The organism is Syntrophomonas wolfei subsp. wolfei str. Goettingen G311 (assembly GCF_000014725.1).
Lineage (GTDB): Bacteria > Bacillota > Syntrophomonadia > Syntrophomonadales > Syntrophomonadaceae > Syntrophomonas > Syntrophomonas wolfei.
On the sequence record NC_008346.1, the window covers coordinates 1,197,909 to 1,215,389 of the forward strand.

Here is a 17,481-nt window from a genome sequence, read left to right on the forward strand (position 1 = left end):
GGAATTCCTCTGCTTTAGTTTTGCGCCTCATTATCTACCCAATCAACATGAACCGTTGTTGAGGTAGTGTAGAGGTACTGGTTTATGCTTACTTCAACTACATCGGCAATGGCGTGAGCCTTGACCACGGACAATCCTTGATCTACCTCAATGTGCAGGGAAACCACTTTATTAGCCCCGTAATCGTGCACACTGGTGTCATGAACCGCAATTACTCCAGGTATCGCCAGGGCTAACTGATTAACCCGCTTTACCTGCTCCTCATCGTATTCTCCGATTATCTTGGAGCATGATTCGCGGAAAATTTCGATACCCGTCCAAACAATCAAGGCCGACACAACAAAGCCCAGTACAGCATCTACCCAGTAGTAGCCAAATTTAGAGGCTAAAATGGCAATAGCCACTAAGACTGAAGCTATGGCATCAGTCCGGTGGTGCCAGGCATCAGCTATAAGGGTGGAGGAAGAAATTCTTTGCCCCAGGTCGATGGAAAAACGGGACATCCATTCCTTAAACAAGCCGGCAAACAGCATAACGACAACTACAAAGTAGCTTCCCGCTACCGGAGTGTTGGCTATGAGCCTTTTATAAGAATCGAAACCAAATTTTATTCCCACTGCTATCAGCAGCAAAGAAATAACAAGGGTAGCAATGAATTCAATACGGCCATGGCCATGAGGATGCTCCTCATCTGCTGGTAAAGCAGCCAGTTTAAATCCAATAATTACTACCAGCGAGGTCAGTACATCAGAAGCGGTATGAACTGCGTCCGCGATAAGAGAAATACTGTTTACCAATATCCCCATGATGAACTTTATAATAGCCAAAACAATATTGCCGATAATGCTAACCCAGGCTTCCAGGTAAGCTACCTTTCTTCTATGTTCAGGATTTTCAATATTTGTTTCAGTATAAGTATCCTTAAGAGTTTTGCTTATTAAGAAGTCAGATATTGAAGATGTGAACTTATCCAAATATATCACCTTCCCAAAAAGAATAATTTAAGCTAAAAAAATTACCGTAGACTCTTACTTTTAATAATAGTCCCACGGTAATTTTCCGCTGCCCTTTGGGGCCCGGCCCAAGGCCTGACCAAGTTTTCCTTTAGTTGTTCCCAACATTCTATCAAAAATACTTATATCAGGCAAGGGTGATATTTGTAGAAAAGTGAGGGGTAAGGGGTGAGGGGTTATTTGTCATCAGACATCAGATGCTTATTACCCCATTTCTTACTAGTTAAGCCCCTGCCGCTTTATCATGCTATAATTATTTCCACTTTACCGGGATGATTACCTTATCCTGCTCACTGCCATCTTTCATACTCAACCAAAAGACTTCAATTTGACCTTCACCCGGACCGGGGGCTTTAAAGGTGATTTCTTTTTGAAATATTCCACGACCGGGGGCACCCTCACTGGCAGCGGTATAATCTTGCACCAGGGTTTTACCCTGGGCATCCTTTATGCGAATACTTACCATGGCTTCAAATACGCGGGCAGTACCGCTGACCTCTACCGGGCTGCTGATAGTATCTCCAGGAGTTGGAGAGGTTACCCAAATAACCGGCTCATATACCACAGCCAGATTGCGGCTAAATGGCTGTTCGGATAAACCAATGTGCCCCCACCAATCTATGGCTTTTTCTACCTGACCGTCTACCATAAAGGAAACCTTTTGAATATCGGGAAATTCCGTAAGGGTGTTAACAATACTGGCTATTCCCAGCGCTTCACCACTTGCACCGACATTGGCCTTAAGCACCTCTGAGGAGAAGTTAACGGTAGCCAGCCCCTTATCAATTTTGATTCCCAGAACTTTTGTATCTGGGGGGAGAACTCGATTAGCTCCGGGAGTAAGCGGCTTGCCCTTGATTAATTCGTTTAGGGCAAGCTGGGGAAGGTTCGAGCTTTTCTTAAGCTGGTGTACTTCTCGCACCAGATAAGCATCATCATTAGTCATCTTGAGATAATAAACAGCAAGATCGGCCGTTTGAGCAACCGGTGTTGATGGAGCCGGCTTTTCCTTATTGTCTTTATCACCTGGGACTTTACCCGTTTGCTGGACGCAGCCGGAAGGCAACCATAACAACAGCAAAATCAGTATGAGGGCAGGGGCTTTTCTAACAAGATTCATATAATTACCTCCAGATTATTTATCTCATATTCTAGTATTACCTTCTATTTAATAATTGTCCATAAAATTTGACCTAATACATTAAAATAAGCCTTTTCGACATGATTTGCTTAAGTAATCCGCTATGGTAATTAAAGATTGTTATAAGCTGAGGAGGTTGCATGAGTGAATTATGAAAATATGACAAAAGAGCAACTAATAGATGAACTGGCTAAACTTAGGCAGAAAAATATTGAATTGGAACTTATTCTAAAAGATAAAGAACGGCTTTCTTCAGCCTCTGAATCATCTTCACCCAAACGTTGGTTCTCTACGGGCCGGGCTGAGTTATTTGTTTCCGAAAGCGCGGAGCCAGAAGAAAACGATAATAGCAAGAAGAAATATATGTTTTCGGATTTAGTAGATATCCCTCTTCTTCAGCAATTCCTAAAATCTTTATATGAAGCTACCGGACTGCCCCATGCCCTCGTTGATATAGATAATAACATACTGAGCGGAATAGGTTGGCAGGATATTTGTACCCGGTTTCACCGGGTGTGTCCGCAAAGTAGGTGCAGGTGTAAAGAAAGCGACAGCTACATATCAGCCCACCTGCATGATGGACCTTATGTAGGGTATAAGTGTTTAAATGGCCTCATGGATTATGCTACCCCTATCATTGTGGAAGGGGAACATTTGGCTACCGTCTTCATAGGACAGCTTCTGCATCAACCGCCCGATGAAAAATATTTTAGTCGCCAGGCCCGGAAGTATGGATTTGACGAAAATGCCTACCTGGAGGCACTTCGCCGGGTTCCGGTAATTCCTGAAGAACAGATAGAAAGCATTATGAAGTTTTATATGCAATTGGGCCAATTTCTTGCATCTATAGGACTTAGCCGGAAGTGCCAAATTGAGTGGGCAGAACAGGCATTAAGAAAGCAAGAGGAAAGATTTAGACTGCTTTGGGAGACGAGCAATGATGGATTTTGGGAATGGAATATTGAAATGGGTAAGGTTTATTACAGCCCGCGCTGGGCCGAAATGTTGGGTTATTCGTTTGAGGACTGTGAGGTAGATATTCAAAATTGGGAAAAGCGTCTTCATCCCGATGATATGAGTACTGCGATGAAGGCTATTAATGAACATCTACAGGGACGAACAACAGTATACGCGGCCTAATACCGAATAATTACCAAATTTTATGAAGAGAAATGGATTCTGGATCACGGTCAGGTAGTAGCCAGAAATGCAGAAGGTCAGCCGTTAAGCATGGTGGGCGCAAGTATCGACATTACAGCCCGTAAGAAGGTTGAAGCTTCCTTGTTTGAATCACAGCAGAAATTTGCCAAAGTTTTTTATTCCAACCCTGACATAATGACCATCAGCACCATAAAAGAAGGGCGTTATATTGAAGTAAATGATGCTTTTGTTGCCATTTCCGGTTATGAACGTCACGAGGTCATTGGGCGTAGTGTAATTGATTTAAATATATTGGTTTATCCTGAAGAAAGGGACATGGTAATAAAACAAATACAAGAAAAAGGCAGAGTTCGCGACTTTGAAATAGAATTAAGATCAAAATACGGCAAAATTGGGACTTTGTTAGTTTCCGGCGAGATAATGGACTTGAATGGTGAAGAATATCTTATTACTACCACTAGAGATATTACGGAAAGAAAGCGAATGGAAGAAGCATTGCGTTTGTCGGAGGAATGCTTATTCAAAGCCTTTAATACCAGTCCCTTCATAATGACTATTACTACCCTGGAGGAGGGAAGGTTTATTAAGGCTAACCAGGCATTTGCGCGTATTGTTGGTTATGATTATGAAGAAGTGATTGGCCGAACATCATTGGAGATAGGATTTTGGTTAAACCCGCTGGAGCGTGACCTCCTAAAACAAAGCATCCTGGCCAGGCAATCGGTTCGGGATATGGAAATTGTTTTTGGCAATATTCGCGGAGAGCAAAGGCTGGGATTACTTTCTGCTGAAGGTCTTGATATTAATGGCCAAGCATGCTTGCTCAGCGTACTTACGGATATAACTGAACTCAGAAGAATGGAAGTGGAAATGTCTCGCCTGGATCGACTCAATTTAGTAGGAGAAATGGCCGCCAGCATTGGACACGAAATCAGGAACCCCATGACCACTGTACGCGGGTATCTGCAAATCATGCGGGAGAATAAGGTTTACATACAAGAGCTGGAGTATTTTGATCTGATGATAGAAGAACTGGATAGAGCCAATGCTATAATCACCGATTTTCTTTCACTAGCTAAAAACAAGATGGTGGATATGAAGCCAGGAGATCTCAATGCCATAATTAATAAATTACTGCCGCTGATTCAGGCCAAGGCTTTGAGTAAAGATCAATACATAAAACTGGAACTTGGTGACATACCGTACTTGCTTCTGGATAATAAAGAAATTCAACAACTGATACTAAATCTGGTTAATAATGGATTGGAATCCATGTCTTTACCTGGCTATGTGACTATAAAAACATATATGGAAGATGAAGCAGTGATATTGGCCGTTCAAGATCAAGGTAAGGGAATAGACCCTTCATTGCTGGATAAGTTGGGAACACCCTTTTTAACCACCAAAGAAAATGGGACAGGCTTGGGGCTGGCAGTTTGCTACCGGATAGCCGTGCAGCATAATGCCAAAATCGATGTAGAGACCAGTGCAGATGGCACTACCTTTTATCTCAGGTTCCCGAGCGAAACGGGAGAAGAGCCCATGACATAATAACATTAATTAACATGGGATTTCAATGGAATGGAAGTGCGTGACAAGGGGACGTTTCGTTTGTCTTATCTGTTGGTTTTTGATTTGTTGAACGGGGATGATAAAAATGCCAAGATATGCTAGAAAAAGAAGCTCAACCGGAATATATCATGTAATGCTAAAAGGAATTGATGGTCGGGATATTTTTTTAGACGATGAGGACAAGGAAAAGTTTATTGAAAATATGCTTAAAGCCCGCGATAAAGGCAATTTTGAGCTATATGCTTATTGTTTAATGGATAATCATTTGCACATTCTAATCAAAGAAAGCGAAGGTATTGGAACCAGTATTAAACGAATAGCGGTTGGTTATGTACAATGGCATAATAATAAATATGGTAGAATAGGGCACTTATTCCAAAATAGATATCTTAGTGAACCAGTTGAAACGGAAAGCTATCTATTGACCGTTGTAAAATATATTCATCAAAACCCCTTGAAAGCTCGGATAGTTACGCAGCTTGCCGATTATAAATGGAGCAGTTATTTGCAATATCTAGCGGCTTATAAAGGTGATAACTCACATATTGACCCCCTTTTAATTATGGAATACTTTAAAATACAAACAGAATTCGAAAGCTATATGAATGAACCAACTAATAGTGAGTGTCTGGATTACAAGCAGTCATCAAAGTATACAGATGAAATCCTAAAGAATATTATTAGAGAGTCTTTTGGTATAAATGACTTAATTGATATGCCAAATGACATGAGAAACGCATTGATCAAAGATATTTATCAAAGCACCGGGGTAAGTATCAGACAACTTGCCCGCGTATTAGGCATCGGAAAAAGCATCGTAGAAAGGGCGTTGAAATGAGACAAACGAAACGTCCCCCTGTCTTCGAAAGGGCGTTGAAATGAGACAAACGAAACGTCCCCCTGTCTTCACGAAATGAGACAAACGAAACGTCCCCCTGTCTTCAAGTAATTTAATTAAAGGCAAAATTATAAAATAAACTGGGAATGCCATTCGATAAAATGTTACAATATGAGACTTTTGCACATTAGTTAAGACCCAAAATAATGGGGTTTTAGTCGTACAGAAAAAGGACTTCACCCCCATTTTGCCGAATTAATAAGTGACTAAACAAATAACCCGTAGGAGGCGAAGTCACTTATGAATATTCGACAGAACTGTATTTTCTCCTTTGAAGACGCATTAAAAATACAACCGAAATCAAGGCTTGAGAAAATAATTAACACCCTTGATCTAAAACCAGTTCTTTGCAAATTAGATAAACCTGGCGAGATAAGAGTTGGACCAAAACCATACCCAGCCTATGCGATGTTAAATGCCCTGATAGCTATGAGACTAGAGAACATGGGTACCTTTACTCAACTGGTTGAACGACTTACTTATGATCCTCATCTACGGTATGTTTGCGGTTTTGAACCATTTGGTACCGCGCCTAGCAAATCATGTTTTAGCCGGTTTTATTCAAAACTTGCTCAGAGCGGTTGTTTAGAAACATTATTTACTTCCCTGGTTAAACAAGCAGAGGAAATGGGCCTTCTTGATCTTAGTTCAGTAGCAATTGACGCTACCAAGGTAGAAGCTTATGAAAAATCCGTTCCCCGCAAGAATATCATCCAGGATGGTAATGTCGCTGATTGGGGTATTAAGAGTGATACCAACGGCAACCCTATCAAGTGGTTTGGCTACAAGCTCCATATTGGCACCGATGTAAAGTCCGGGCTTCCCATAGCAATGAAGGTAACACCGGCCAATTATTCTGATTCCAGTGTAGCTTTGGAGTTGGTTGAGAAATGTTGTGCCAATACTCAGTCCAAAATAGTTTACTTCCTGATGGATGCTGGCTATGACCACCGTGAAATATATTCTGTAATCAGAGATAAATACCACGCCCAAGCTATCATTGCCCTGAATAAGCGGGGTGCTAAACAACCTCCAGAAGGTTTTGATTGGGATGGAACTCCCATCTGTTCTGCCAGGTATCGGATGGTGTACTGGGGTTCCTATCAGGGAGTAAACAAGTTTAGATGTCCTCATATTATGGGTAAATGCGACTGTCCTTTTGGCTCCGCCTGGTGTTCTGATAGCAACTATGGAATGGTGGTAAAAACTAAAGTTAAAGACGATCCCAGGTTATTTTCAAGTCCCCACCGGGGCTCTGCTAACTGGCAGAAGCAATATAATTTGAGAACCTACTCAGAACGCTGTTTCAGCCGTTTTAAGGAAAACCTGGGTTTAGAAGACGGGCTAAACGTTAGAAAAATAACTAAGGTTGAAACCCACGCTTATCTCTGCGCTATAACTATGATTGCAGCTGTAATAGCAATAAACCAAGACAGCAGTACTAGATCATCAGCAGCATAATATTTTATCAGTTTTTTAAGAACTATCCCTTTAAAGGGAGGAGTATGCCCAATTACTGAAATTATTTATTAACGAATGTAACTAGATTGACTAACTGTAATTTACTGTAAAGCAGCGGCGCTGTGTTACTCAAATATTTGCTTTTGCTATACGGATTTTTTTGAGTTATGCAAAAGTCTCATATCTTTATCTAAGGGTGCGGAACCCAAAATAATTTTTCGAGAGGGGAGACAAAATGAAGAAATTTGTAAAACTAGGAATATGCGCAGTCCTGATGATGGCTCTGTGCATAAGTGTTGTGGGCTGCGGTAAAAGTGGTGATAAGGCCGAGAAATTTAAGGTAGGTATGGAATGCGGATATCCTCCATTTAACTGGACCCAACTGGACAACTCGAATGGAGCAGTCCCTATTGCTGGCAGCAAGGAGTTTGCCGGTGGTTATGATGTGGAAATTGCCAAAAAACTGGCTGAGGGAATGGGCAAGGAACTGGTTATTGTTAAAACTAAATGGGACGGGCTGACCCCAGCCGTACAGTCGGGTACCATTGATGGCATTATTGCCGGTATGTCTCCAATGGCTGATAGGAGACTGACCCTGGATTTTTCCGATTACTACTACAGTTCTGACCTGGTTATTGTTGTCAAGAAAGGCTCGAAATATGAAAAAGCTACAAGTTTAAAGGATTTCGCCGGAGCCAAAATTACGGCCCAGCAAAATACATTCCACTACACAGTTATTGATCAAATTCCCAATGTAAAAAAACAAACTGCCATGGCTGATTTTCCGGCTATGCGGGTATCCCTGGAGTCGGGTATCATTGATGGTTATGTCTCGGAAAAGCCTGAAGGAGTTTCAGCCACAAGCGCCAATGCCAAGTTTGGCATGGCTGAATTTGCCCAAGGTCAGGGATTTGAGTTTACTGCTGATGATATCGCCATTTCAGTGGGGATTAAAAAAGGCAACACTGAGCTGGTTAATGATATTAACCAGGTTTTAGCCGGTATATCACAGGAACAACGGGATGAATTAATGAAAAATGCCATTTTAAACCAGCCTGCATCGCAATAATCAATGTAGCAATTAACAGGAGTGTGTTTATCTGATGGTAGTGGATGCAAATAGTAGTTTTATTACCTGGGTTTTATATATCTTGCAAAGTTCCTGGCCCCTCTTCTTGAGAGGGGCCCAGGTTACCCTTATAATTTCGCTTAGCGGTACGATTATAGGTTTTCTTATTGGTGTATTAATAGGAATCATCCGCACGATTCCCGTTGACCACAATACCAATCTGTTTAAAAGAATCGTTCTGAAGATAATTGATTATTTCTTGCTTTGTTATATAGAAGTATTTCGTGGCACCCCTATGATGGTACAGGCTATGGTTATTTTTTATGGCAGTGCCATGATTTATGGCATACGCATGTCCCCGATATTTGCCGGTGTGTTTATTGTTTCCATAAATACCGGGGCTTATATGGCGGAAATTGTCCGCGGTGGTATTATATCCATAGATAAAGGCCAGTTTGAAGCATCACATGCTATAGGCATGACTCATGCCCAGACCATGATCAGTATTGTGCTACCTCAGGCCATTCGTAATATCTTACCGGCTTTAAGCAATGAGTTCGTTATCAATATTAAAGATACATCAGTGCTTAATGTTATAGGGGTTACCGAGCTATATTTTCAGTCTAATTCGGCGGCAGGCAATAACTTCCGCTATTTTGAAGTTTTTTTGATTACCTGCATTATTTATTTCATAATGACCTTTACTGTAACCCGCATACTTAGATATTTTGAAGCAAAATTAGATGGTCCATCGGTCTATACTATCCATGGTTCGCAAACGGTACCTGAGGCGGAAATTAAGATTTCCAAGAGGGAGTAAGAAAAATGGAAAAAATTATTGAAATAAATCATCTGCAGAAAAGTTTTGGAGAGATTGAAGTATTGAAAGATATTAACTTTTCAGTCAGTAAAGGCGAAGTGGTCTGTATAATCGGCTCCAGTGGTTCAGGAAAATCAACTCTTCTCCGCTGCTTAAATCTTCTGGAGATTCCGAGCAGCGGGGAAGTAGTGTATCATGGACAAAACATTCTGGAGCAAAAAATGTCTAATGCCGTCTATAGAGCCAAAATGGGTATGGTTTTTCAGCAATTCAATCTCTTTAATAATCTAAATGTATTGGACAACTGTGTTATTGGACAGGTTAAGGTATTAAAAAAGAATACTGCGGCGGCGAAGAAAACGGCCATGGATTACCTGGAACTGGTGGGCATGTCGCAGTTTATCAATGCCAAGCCCCATCAAATATCAGGCGGGCAGAAACAGCGTGTTGCCATTGCCCGAGCACTTTCTATGGAACCTGAAGCCCTGCTGTTTGATGAGCCTACCAGTGCCCTCGACCCGGAAATGGTAGGTGAAGTGCTCAAGGTAATGAAGAATCTAGCCAAAAGCGGTTTGACTATGCTGATTGTTACTCATGAAATGGCCTTTGCTCGCGATGTAGCCAATCGAGTCGTGTTTATGGATAGCGGGGTCATTGCCGAAGACGATGTTCCTGATGTAGTGTTTAACAACCCCAGTAACGAAAGAACCCGTACTTTTTTAAAAAGGATTCTGGAGAATTAGCCCGCCGACTTCTGCCTATTCTAAAATCCTTCAATGGTCATGCCTGCATTTTTTAGTATTTTTGATATACTGGTTGTAACTACAGTTTATGCTTATGCTGCTCCCCTTAAGTTCTCAATTAACAGAGGAGAAAAATACGGGTCTATCTGGAGAAAATCTGTAGATTAGTCCTGTATTTTTTTCACCTGGAAGAGTGGAGGTATAATTGGATAATGAACTGGATAGGTTTATATTTCGGTCTCTATGTCCTGGCTACAATTGGCATATACCATATACTAATTGTAATACTTGAACAACGCTTTGCTACCTGGCCCTGGGTGGGGTTTCTCTTGCTGGGGTTGGTCTGCCTGTATTTCTCGCTAAGAATGCAGGATGTAGGCTGGTCCATGTGGTGGGGCTATAATGCTTTTATTAACCTGTGGTCGGTAAAGGAGATGTTTGACCAGGCCAAACGGCGCGCTTAATATGCTGTTAATGGGTTAATAGGATTTTTGATTTTTGAAAGTGGTGGCAGTGTTTGTTAAAGCAGATTGGTCCAAGGATTTTTGTGGTGACTCCTGAAGATAGTCCGAGATATCCTTATGGAAACTGTCTTTATGTGGAAGATGATATCCCCGCTGTATTGGATTTGGGGGCTGGAGGCCGGGCATTTCAAGAGATACCTTGTGAGAAGGTGCAGCTGGCTTTAATCAGCCACTCTCATTTTGACCACCTTCATGGAGATAGTTTTTTCCCCAGGGCAGGATTGTATGCGGGAAAAGAAGAGAGCAAAACTTATAGTGATGAAAACGAATATCTCAAATTTCATGGTTATGAACTATGGGCGGAAATGATGCCGGGAATAAAAAGGGTAGCTTTCAGCGAGGTTAAACCTCTTCCTGATGATGTCCCCGTAAAACCGGGATTTCGTTATATACCGCTGGCTGGTATTTTTAAAGATATGGAACGTTTTCAACTGGGAAAAACCGAAATTACGGCTATACACCTTCCGGGTCATACTACTGGGCATTATGGCTTCTGGATTGAAAAAGAGGGAATTTTGTTTTCTGGGGACATGGATTTGGTAGTAGCCGGACCGTGGTATAGCAGTAATAGTGCTGATATAGGCCAGCTTGTTTCTTCAGTTCAACGTATTCGAGAAATAAACCCAGGCCTTATCGTACCCTCCCACCGGAGGCTGATTTTCGATAAGATTGAAAAAAGGCTAGACCAGTATATCGGAGTAGTTTTCAAACGGCAAGAGCGCATTTTGGACTTGCTTAAAGAGGCGCATACTATTGATGAACTGCTTGAATATCAAATGGTTTTCCACGGGCGTCGGGATATTTATCTCCTATTCTGGGAAAAGATGACCCTGCGCAACCATATACGCTTTTTACTGTGGGAGGGGATGGTAGAAGAAGTGGAAAAGGGCCGCTATAAACGTTGCTAAAGTTAAATCACCTCTGTATTTGTACGATAAAGTTTCCCATCTCAACAAGGAATATTTTAACTTTAATATAGTAACTTCCTTGGCGTTTATGGATGTAATTATCCCTCCTATTCCCATCGAAAGTTGAGGTTCTTTTCCCACGGTTTACTTCTGTGGAGGTGATAATTTGAGTATGAATCAAGAGCTGAATTGCAAGATTGAGTGGAAAGGGACAGCGAATTTTAGTGCAGGTCGCAGGGGTAGAAAACCAATAGCTATCGTTAACCACATTACAGCTGGCTTGCTGCCGGGAGCATTATCCTGGCTCCAAAATCCGGCCTCTCGTGTTAGTACCCATTTCCTAATTTCTCGTCAAGGGCAAATCTTCCAGTTGGTTAAGGAGGAAGATACTGCCTGGGCTAATGGTATCGTTAATCAGCCTAACTGGGTTCTTTATGATGGCAGCAATCCCAACTTCTATACCCTATCCATTGAACACGAGGCCCTGGCTGGAGATAGTCTCAGCGAAGAGCAATACCAGGCTAGTCTTTGCCTGCACCGCTTACTGGTATCTCGTTTTAATATAGCGGTAGATGAAGAGCATATAATTGGACATTATCGTATTGATAGCATCAACAGGTCTAATTGCCCTGGTTCTCGTTTTCCATGGAAACGCTTATTTTCTGATCTCAAAGGGGAGAAAGAAGAGACTGGGGAAATGCCGGAAAAATGGAAGACGGAACTGATGAAAGAGGCCAAAAAGCTGGGGTTGATTACCGATCAACATAAGCCTGATGATCCTGCCCCCAAATGGTTTGTGCTGGCGGTTGCCTTAAACCTTTTAAAACAAAAGAATAAATGAAAATCTTCAAGGCATGACAATGAGTTTTGCCATTTTATTTTTGGCAAAAAAACACATTGCTGTGCCTTACTTTTTTGTGAGCAAAGTTATGCTATACTTAGGTGAAAAATATAGAAGGGAGGGAAAAACTTGAAGATAGCAGTAATTGATGGTCAAGGAGGGGGGATAGGAAGAGTTATTGTGGAAAAGCTTCGTAACGAATTGGGACAAAGCTGTAGTATTATTGCTCTGGGCACCAATGCCGTAGCTAGTTCTATGATGCTAAAAGCTGGAGCTAATGAGGGGGCTAGCGGCGAGAATGCCGTTACTTACTCGCTTAAAAGGGCAGATATAATTGCCGGCTCGGTGGCTATTTTGGCTGCTAATTCTTATTCCGGAGAACTTACACCGCGTATGGCGGAGGCGATTGCTTCTTCGGAAGCGATTAAAATACTCATACCTTTAAATCGCTGCGGAATAGAGATTTCAGGAGCCAATGACGAACCTTTGCCCATTCAGGTGGATCACCTGGTAAACCGGGTAAAAAATATTTATGATAGAATATCAAGTTCTCCGAGCTTTTAGATCTAAGGTTTACTATGGTTTAAAAGCCTGTGGGTATATGCGGAAACGGATATGCCTTCCCGTATTGTGAAAAGGAGATGCTCAGCAGGCAGGTACTTTATAAGCATATCCATAAAGGGTTCAATTGCTTATTATTGTGCATCTGTGTCCAGCATTTCTTTAGCTGGGCTTTTTTAATGCAGATTTTAAATTATCTCAAAGTAAATAAAATTAGCCGGAAGTATCGCTGAACTAGGAGTAATGAATATCGTTCGGGCCAGTGCTTTTTAGTTATCATCAAAAAAGCCTCACAACTATAAGGGTTGTGAGGCTTTAATTCTGTTACTATAGCTCTATTATTATTCTATTCGCTGGGAATCCTCATGCCGTAGAAGGAACGCCATACGAAGAACAGAGCAATAATAAGGAAGATGCCGCCGACTACCGGAGCTATATCCCGGAAAGACTCGGAAATGGCAATTTCCATAGCCAGCAAACCGAAGAGGGTGGTGAACTTAATGATGGGATTCAAGGCCACTGAAGAGGTGTCTTTAAAAGGATCGCCTACAGTGTCACCCACCACGGTAGCATCATGTAAAGGAGTACCCTTTTCCTGCATATCCACTTCTACGACTTTCTTGGCATTATCCCAGCAACCGCCAGCGTTAGCCATAAAGACCGCTTGGAACAAACCGAACAAGGCGATGGAAATCAAGTAGGATACAAAGAGAGCTACTGGTGCTTCATAGGTCCTGGGAGCGGAGAGGCAGGCAAAAGCCATGGCAAAGGAGAAAATGGCGATAAAAATGTTGATCATGCCGGCCTGGGCATACTGGGTACAAATCCTTACCACTTCTATTGAGTTCTCCGTAGAAGCTTTCTGGCTGGCCTTTTCATCAAGCCGGATGTTCTTTTTGATATATTCTACAGCCCGGTAGGCTCCGGTGGTTACGGCCTGGGTGGAAGCACCGGTAAACCAGTAGATTACTGCTCCACCGCAGATGAATCCCAGAATAGTATAGGGATTGAGTATGGTAAGGATGCTCTCAGGTTTCACTCCCAGAACACTCTGGATAACCAGAATCAGGGAGAAAATCATGGTAGTAGCTCCAACCACAGCGGTTCCGATTAATACCGGCTTGGCCGTTGCCTTAAAGGTATTACCGGCACCATCATTGGCTTCCAGATAGTACTTGGCTTTATCGAAGTCAGGTTTGAAACCGAAGTCCTTTTGAATCTGTTTGCTGATATTGGGGATAGTTTCAATCAGAGATAGCTCATAGATGGACTGGGCATTATCAGTAACCGGTCCATAGCTGTCTACGGCAATAGTAACCGGACCCATACCCAGCATACCAAAAGCTACCAGACCAAAAGCAAATATGGAGGGGTAAATCATAATTTCGGCTAATCCAAAGCCGCTGAAATAATAGGCGGTAAACATGAGAGCCAGGAAAACCATGCCTATCCAGAAGGCACTGAAATTACCAGCTACCAGACCCGATAAAATGTTCAGGGAAGGACCGCCTTCACGAGAGGCCTTGACAACTTCAGCCACATGATCGGACTTGGGACTGGTAAAGATTTTGGTGAATTCAGGAATCAGAGCGGCTCCCAGGGTTCCAACACTTATTATTGCTGCCAGGATAAACCATAGCGATTGCAGGTTAGCTGGTGCGTCGGAGGACGGTCCCAGTAGGAAATAACTTACTGCGAAAGTGACCACAATGGATAGAAGGGAAGTAATCCATACCAGGCTGGTTAAGGGCTGTTCAAAATCAAAATCTTCCTTACCGGCATATTTGGCCTGGCTGAAAGCTCTGTTGATGTAAAACGATGCTATGGAGGTAATAACCATCAATACGCGCATTACAAAGATCCAGGTCAGGAGAGCCGTTTGCAGGGCTGGTGCTACTGCCAGAACTATGAAGGTGACCAGGGCTACGCCGGTTACGCCATAAGTCTCAAATCCGTCTGCAGTTGGGCCTACACTGTCACCGGCGTTATCCCCAGTACAGTCGGCAATAACCCCGGGATTACGCGGGTCATCTTCTTTTATACCAAAGACGATTTTCATCAAGTCGGAACCGATATCGGCAATCTTGGTAAAGATTCCGCCCGCTATACGCAAGGCACTGGCTCCTAGAGATTCACCAATAGCAAAACCGATGAAGCTGGCACCGGCCAGTTCTCGCGGTACAAAGAGCAGGATTATGAGCATCATAATCAATTCAACGCAGACCAGGAGCACCCCTATGCTCATACCGGCATCAAGCGCAATATTTAAAACCTTGAGCGGTTTCTTCTCCAAGCCTGCGAAGGCGGTACGGCTGTTGGCCAGGGTGTTCATACGGATACCATACCAGGCCACACTGTAGGAACCGAGGATACCTATCACGGTCCAGGCCAGGATCAGCAGTACCCCGCTCAAGGGAGTTTTTTGCAGGAAGCCAAAGTAGAAGGCTATGCAGACTCCAATAAAGGCAAATAGTAATATTAGAAACTTGCCTTGCTGAATTAGATAGGTTTTGCAGGTTTCGTAAATTATACTCGCCACATCCAGCATGGATTGGTGGGCGGGGAATTTTTTTACCTTGATGAACTGGTAAAGACCGAAAAACATACCCAGTATACAAACCACAATACCACCGATAAGCAAATTATTCTGTGCCGGGCTCAAAGTCGGAATAACCAGGTTGGCTTCACCGGCAAAGGCTACCGCTGGCCACAGCAACAGCATAAGCAAGCTCAAAAGGGCAGAGAACATGGCCTTAGCTGCTTTTACCTGCTTCCCTATAGGAAATAGAGTGACAAAATCCAAAGTCACTACTTATCAACCTTCTTTCTGAATTTTTTATGTCTTGCTTAGTGGAGAATCACTAGTCTTTATGTAGCTCGCCCGGGTCGACAACAGTTCATTTTGACGGTAGCTAATCCACTCCGATTGTTGCCGGGTCTAACCTGGGCTAATTAGAGCTGACATGGCTTAATTTTTGAATAATAGTTTTTCAACAAGTCCTTTTTGGGTACGGTATTAACCCCCTGGAATAGCTTGCTGACATAATTTTATTTATTAACGTTTTATCGCCTCCTTATACCTCATAAAAAACCTGATCCTGTCTTGGACAGAATATTTTTAAAGCCCGAAACGATTTTATATTCTAAGCCACAGCACTTGGTGAGTAAGGTCTCACAGAACAGGTTTGGTTCTACTGCGGTTAATTTGAGGTGAAAAATGGTCACAATAAGGTCATATTAAGAATATTAGACTTCTATGAGATATATTTCAAAGCCCAAAATACAGGCTTTCCTGCCAAAGTACCGAAAAAACAGGAAATTTGTACGATATTTCAGGCTATCTCAGAAATTAACGAGATTTCTTTGATTATCTCTTGACTTGACAACAAGTTTATGTAAAGCTAATATCGCCAAGGAATTTTATGAAACATATAGCTATTTGATCAGGGGATGTCTCCTGTTTTTTATTTATATTATCCATTCTTAATTCTACTGCAAAAAGTCATAAATATTATTTTGCTTGTATAAATATACCGCTCAGCAACCTTAAAAGCGACCGAAGGGACAATCAGTTGTGCCCGACAGGGCGCTTCGCAGGGGAGTCATTCTTACCTTTATTGCGAAATAGGAAAATCCAAAACAATCACGACTTCTACATACTAGCAATGCTTTTTGCAGGGATTTGCTTGCAGATGTCGAAACGAATATTTATAGCGAGGCGAAATATCTAGGAGTGTAAGTCTGGAGGTGTATGTTTTGAAGTTTATCGGTTTTGAAAATTTACGCCTGACTGACCGCAATAGAGCGGGCGGAGATGCGGTTTTTGAGCTTAATGGAGAAAAGGCCAAAGCAGAATTCAGTTTTTACCTGCAATTAAACGAATGTCTCAGTATTCGCCTGAACCGTCATGATAAAAGATTATCTACCGCTGAGCTGGAGAAATTTATTAGTGATAATCGACAGGAACTTAAGAAAATGGTTCAGCCTGATGTGGAACGCTTACGTAGAGCAAAACGAAAAGAGTTATATGGGGTGGAAGAGTTTAATAGCCCACATAAAAACTTGCAATGAGATATTATTTATGATATTTTTATGAGCGTGGTATGAGTAATAGGGTATAATTACCTGCAAGTCATAGTGAGACCCTCTAAACCCTATTTTTTGGCGGGGACTCACATATTATCTTAATAATAAGAGTAGAATTTGATATGGACAATTAATAGGCAATGGTTTATTGTATTACCCATAATAGTAACCTTGGCAAAGCTTATGTTGGTCCGTCGGCTAATATTTACGGAGGTGATATGGTGAAGAAAAGATGGGGAAAGGGAGAACCGGTAAATCTCTCCGACTTATTAAAGATCACACCTGTAGCCAACGAAATACTACAATTAAGCGAAGAAATGGATATGACTTGCACGGATGTAATGTGGATAGTTGCCCAGATTATTGATAATAACGAGGAAATCAATCTTCATCACATAAGACATAATCCTGAAGATGATGAATTAGCTCTGGATGAAGAGTGGAGTGAGGCTGACCTGGAGAGCCTGGAAGAGGAGATTGATCAGGCACTATATACAGTTAATGTTAAAATCAACAGTCAGAGCCGTTTCCCTGAAGTGGCTTTCAAAGCCGGAATTAACAACCGGGAGGATATCAACTATTTCTTTGATATGGTATTGGAAATGTTGGAAAAATTGGAGTAGAATGATAAGCTTAGATAGGGAATAATATCTCCCATAATGAAATGTTAGTCAAGCCCGGGA

Annotated in this window: 16 protein-coding genes and 1 riboswitch; of the genes, 13 read left to right on the forward strand and 3 right to left on the reverse strand. The window is 42.1% G+C overall.

Annotated features, from left to right (window positions below; translation table 11 throughout):
- Window positions 1–14 precede the first annotated feature (14 nt).
- Both SWOL_RS05330 and SWOL_RS05335 read right to left on the reverse strand, forming a co-directional pair.
- Window positions 15–974, reverse strand: a complete 960-nt coding sequence (locus tag SWOL_RS05330; protein WP_011640468.1) for a cation diffusion facilitator family transporter — start codon at window positions 972–974, stop codon at window positions 15–17.
- A 292-nt stretch (window positions 975–1,266) separates the two neighbouring features.
- The gene (locus SWOL_RS05335) at window positions 1,267–2,133 is read right to left on the reverse strand and encodes a Gmad2 immunoglobulin-like domain-containing protein (protein ID WP_011640469.1); all 867 of its coding nucleotides are present in this window, start codon (window positions 2,131–2,133) and stop codon (window positions 1,267–1,269) included.
- 165 nt (window positions 2,134–2,298) lie between these two features.
- On the opposite strand from SWOL_RS05335, the gene SWOL_RS13525 reads away from it, so the two are divergent.
- From SWOL_RS13525 to SWOL_RS05390, 11 genes are all read left to right on the forward strand, one after another.
- Window positions 2,299–3,294 carry a PocR ligand-binding domain-containing protein gene (locus SWOL_RS13525; protein WP_049750103.1) on the forward strand — a complete coding sequence of 332 codons (996 nt, stop codon included), beginning with the start codon at window positions 2,299–2,301 and terminating at the stop codon, window positions 3,292–3,294.
- A gap of 90 nt (window positions 3,295–3,384) precedes the next feature.
- Complete coding sequence (locus SWOL_RS05345) at window positions 3,385–4,866, forward strand: PAS domain-containing sensor histidine kinase (protein ID WP_011640471.1); 1,482 nt, start codon at window positions 3,385–3,387, stop codon at window positions 4,864–4,866.
- Between the two features lie 106 nt (window positions 4,867–4,972).
- Window positions 4,973–5,725 carry a transposase gene (locus SWOL_RS05350; RefSeq protein WP_011640472.1) on the forward strand — a complete coding sequence of 251 codons (753 nt, stop codon included), beginning with the start codon at window positions 4,973–4,975 and terminating at the stop codon, window positions 5,723–5,725.
- A gap of 300 nt (window positions 5,726–6,025) precedes the next feature.
- Entirely contained in the window at window positions 6,026–7,246 is a 1,221-nt protein-coding gene (locus SWOL_RS05355; RefSeq protein ID WP_011640168.1) for a transposase, read from the forward strand.
- A gap of 235 nt (window positions 7,247–7,481) precedes the next feature.
- Complete coding sequence (locus SWOL_RS05360; protein WP_041427409.1) at window positions 7,482–8,315, forward strand: transporter substrate-binding domain-containing protein; 834 nt, start codon at window positions 7,482–7,484, stop codon at window positions 8,313–8,315.
- 34 nt (window positions 8,316–8,349) lie between these two features.
- Window positions 8,350–9,135: an amino acid ABC transporter permease gene (locus tag SWOL_RS05365; RefSeq protein ID WP_041427410.1), complete on the forward strand. Its 786-nt coding sequence runs from the start codon at window positions 8,350–8,352 to the stop codon at window positions 9,133–9,135.
- Window positions 9,136–9,140: 5 nt separating this feature from the next.
- A complete protein-coding gene (locus SWOL_RS05370; protein ID WP_011640473.1) occupies window positions 9,141–9,878 on the forward strand; it encodes an amino acid ABC transporter ATP-binding protein in 738 nt (245 codons plus the stop codon).
- A 212-nt stretch (window positions 9,879–10,090) separates the two neighbouring features.
- Entirely contained in the window at window positions 10,091–10,342 is a 252-nt protein-coding gene (locus SWOL_RS05375; RefSeq protein ID WP_011640474.1) for a DUF4491 family protein, read from the forward strand.
- 53 nt (window positions 10,343–10,395) lie between these two features.
- Window positions 10,396–11,310: an MBL fold metallo-hydrolase gene (locus tag SWOL_RS05380; protein WP_041427411.1), complete on the forward strand. Its 915-nt coding sequence runs from the start codon at window positions 10,396–10,398 to the stop codon at window positions 11,308–11,310.
- 172 nt (window positions 11,311–11,482) lie between these two features.
- A complete protein-coding gene (locus SWOL_RS05385; RefSeq protein WP_011640476.1) occupies window positions 11,483–12,151 on the forward strand; it encodes an N-acetylmuramoyl-L-alanine amidase in 669 nt (222 codons plus the stop codon).
- 129 nt (window positions 12,152–12,280) lie between these two features.
- Window positions 12,281–12,715: a DUF3842 family protein gene (locus tag SWOL_RS05390; RefSeq protein WP_011640477.1), complete on the forward strand. Its 435-nt coding sequence runs from the start codon at window positions 12,281–12,283 to the stop codon at window positions 12,713–12,715.
- A riboswitch (molybdenum cofactor riboswitch) is annotated at window positions 12,690–12,808 on the forward strand. It overlaps the preceding gene by 26 nt.
- A gap of 250 nt (window positions 12,809–13,058) precedes the next feature.
- On the opposite strand, the gene SWOL_RS05395 is transcribed toward SWOL_RS05390, so the two are convergent.
- Window positions 13,059–15,521: a sodium-translocating pyrophosphatase gene (locus SWOL_RS05395; RefSeq protein ID WP_011640478.1), complete on the reverse strand. Its 2,463-nt coding sequence runs from the start codon at window positions 15,519–15,521 to the stop codon at window positions 13,059–13,061.
- A gap of 947 nt (window positions 15,522–16,468) precedes the next feature.
- On the opposite strand from SWOL_RS05395, the gene SWOL_RS05400 reads away from it, so the two are divergent.
- Together SWOL_RS05400 and SWOL_RS05405 are read left to right on the forward strand one after the other, a co-directional pair.
- Window positions 16,469–16,783, forward strand: a complete 315-nt coding sequence (locus SWOL_RS05400; protein ID WP_011640479.1) for a hypothetical protein — start codon at window positions 16,469–16,471, stop codon at window positions 16,781–16,783.
- A 233-nt stretch (window positions 16,784–17,016) separates the two neighbouring features.
- The gene (locus tag SWOL_RS05405) at window positions 17,017–17,421 is read left to right on the forward strand and encodes a hypothetical protein (RefSeq protein WP_155814141.1); all 405 of its coding nucleotides are present in this window, start codon (window positions 17,017–17,019) and stop codon (window positions 17,419–17,421) included.
- Window positions 17,422–17,481 lie beyond the last annotated feature (60 nt).

Coding starts and splice junctions, on each gene's coding strand:
- SWOL_RS05405 (WP_155814141.1), top strand. CDS start 17,017: ATGGTGAAGAAAAGATGGGGAAAGGGAGAACCGGTAAATCTCTCCGAC.
- SWOL_RS05385 (WP_011640476.1), top strand. CDS start 11,483: ATGAATCAAGAGCTGAATTGCAAGATTGAGTGGAAAGGGACAGCGAAT.
- SWOL_RS05370 (WP_011640473.1), top strand. CDS start 9,141: ATGGAAAAAATTATTGAAATAAATCATCTGCAGAAAAGTTTTGGAGAG.
- SWOL_RS05375 (WP_011640474.1), top strand. CDS start 10,091: ATGAACTGGATAGGTTTATATTTCGGTCTCTATGTCCTGGCTACAATT.
- SWOL_RS05350 (WP_011640472.1), top strand. CDS start 4,973: ATGCCAAGATATGCTAGAAAAAGAAGCTCAACCGGAATATATCATGTA.
- SWOL_RS05335 (WP_011640469.1), bottom strand. CDS start 2,133: ATGAATCTTGTTAGAAAAGCCCCTGCCCTCATACTGATTTTGCTGTTG.
- SWOL_RS05360 (WP_041427409.1), top strand. CDS start 7,482: ATGAAGAAATTTGTAAAACTAGGAATATGCGCAGTCCTGATGATGGCT.
- SWOL_RS05345 (WP_011640471.1), top strand. CDS start 3,385: ATGGTGGGCGCAAGTATCGACATTACAGCCCGTAAGAAGGTTGAAGCT.
- SWOL_RS05355 (WP_011640168.1), top strand. CDS start 6,026: ATGAATATTCGACAGAACTGTATTTTCTCCTTTGAAGACGCATTAAAA.
- SWOL_RS05365 (WP_041427410.1), top strand. CDS start 8,350: ATGGTAGTGGATGCAAATAGTAGTTTTATTACCTGGGTTTTATATATC.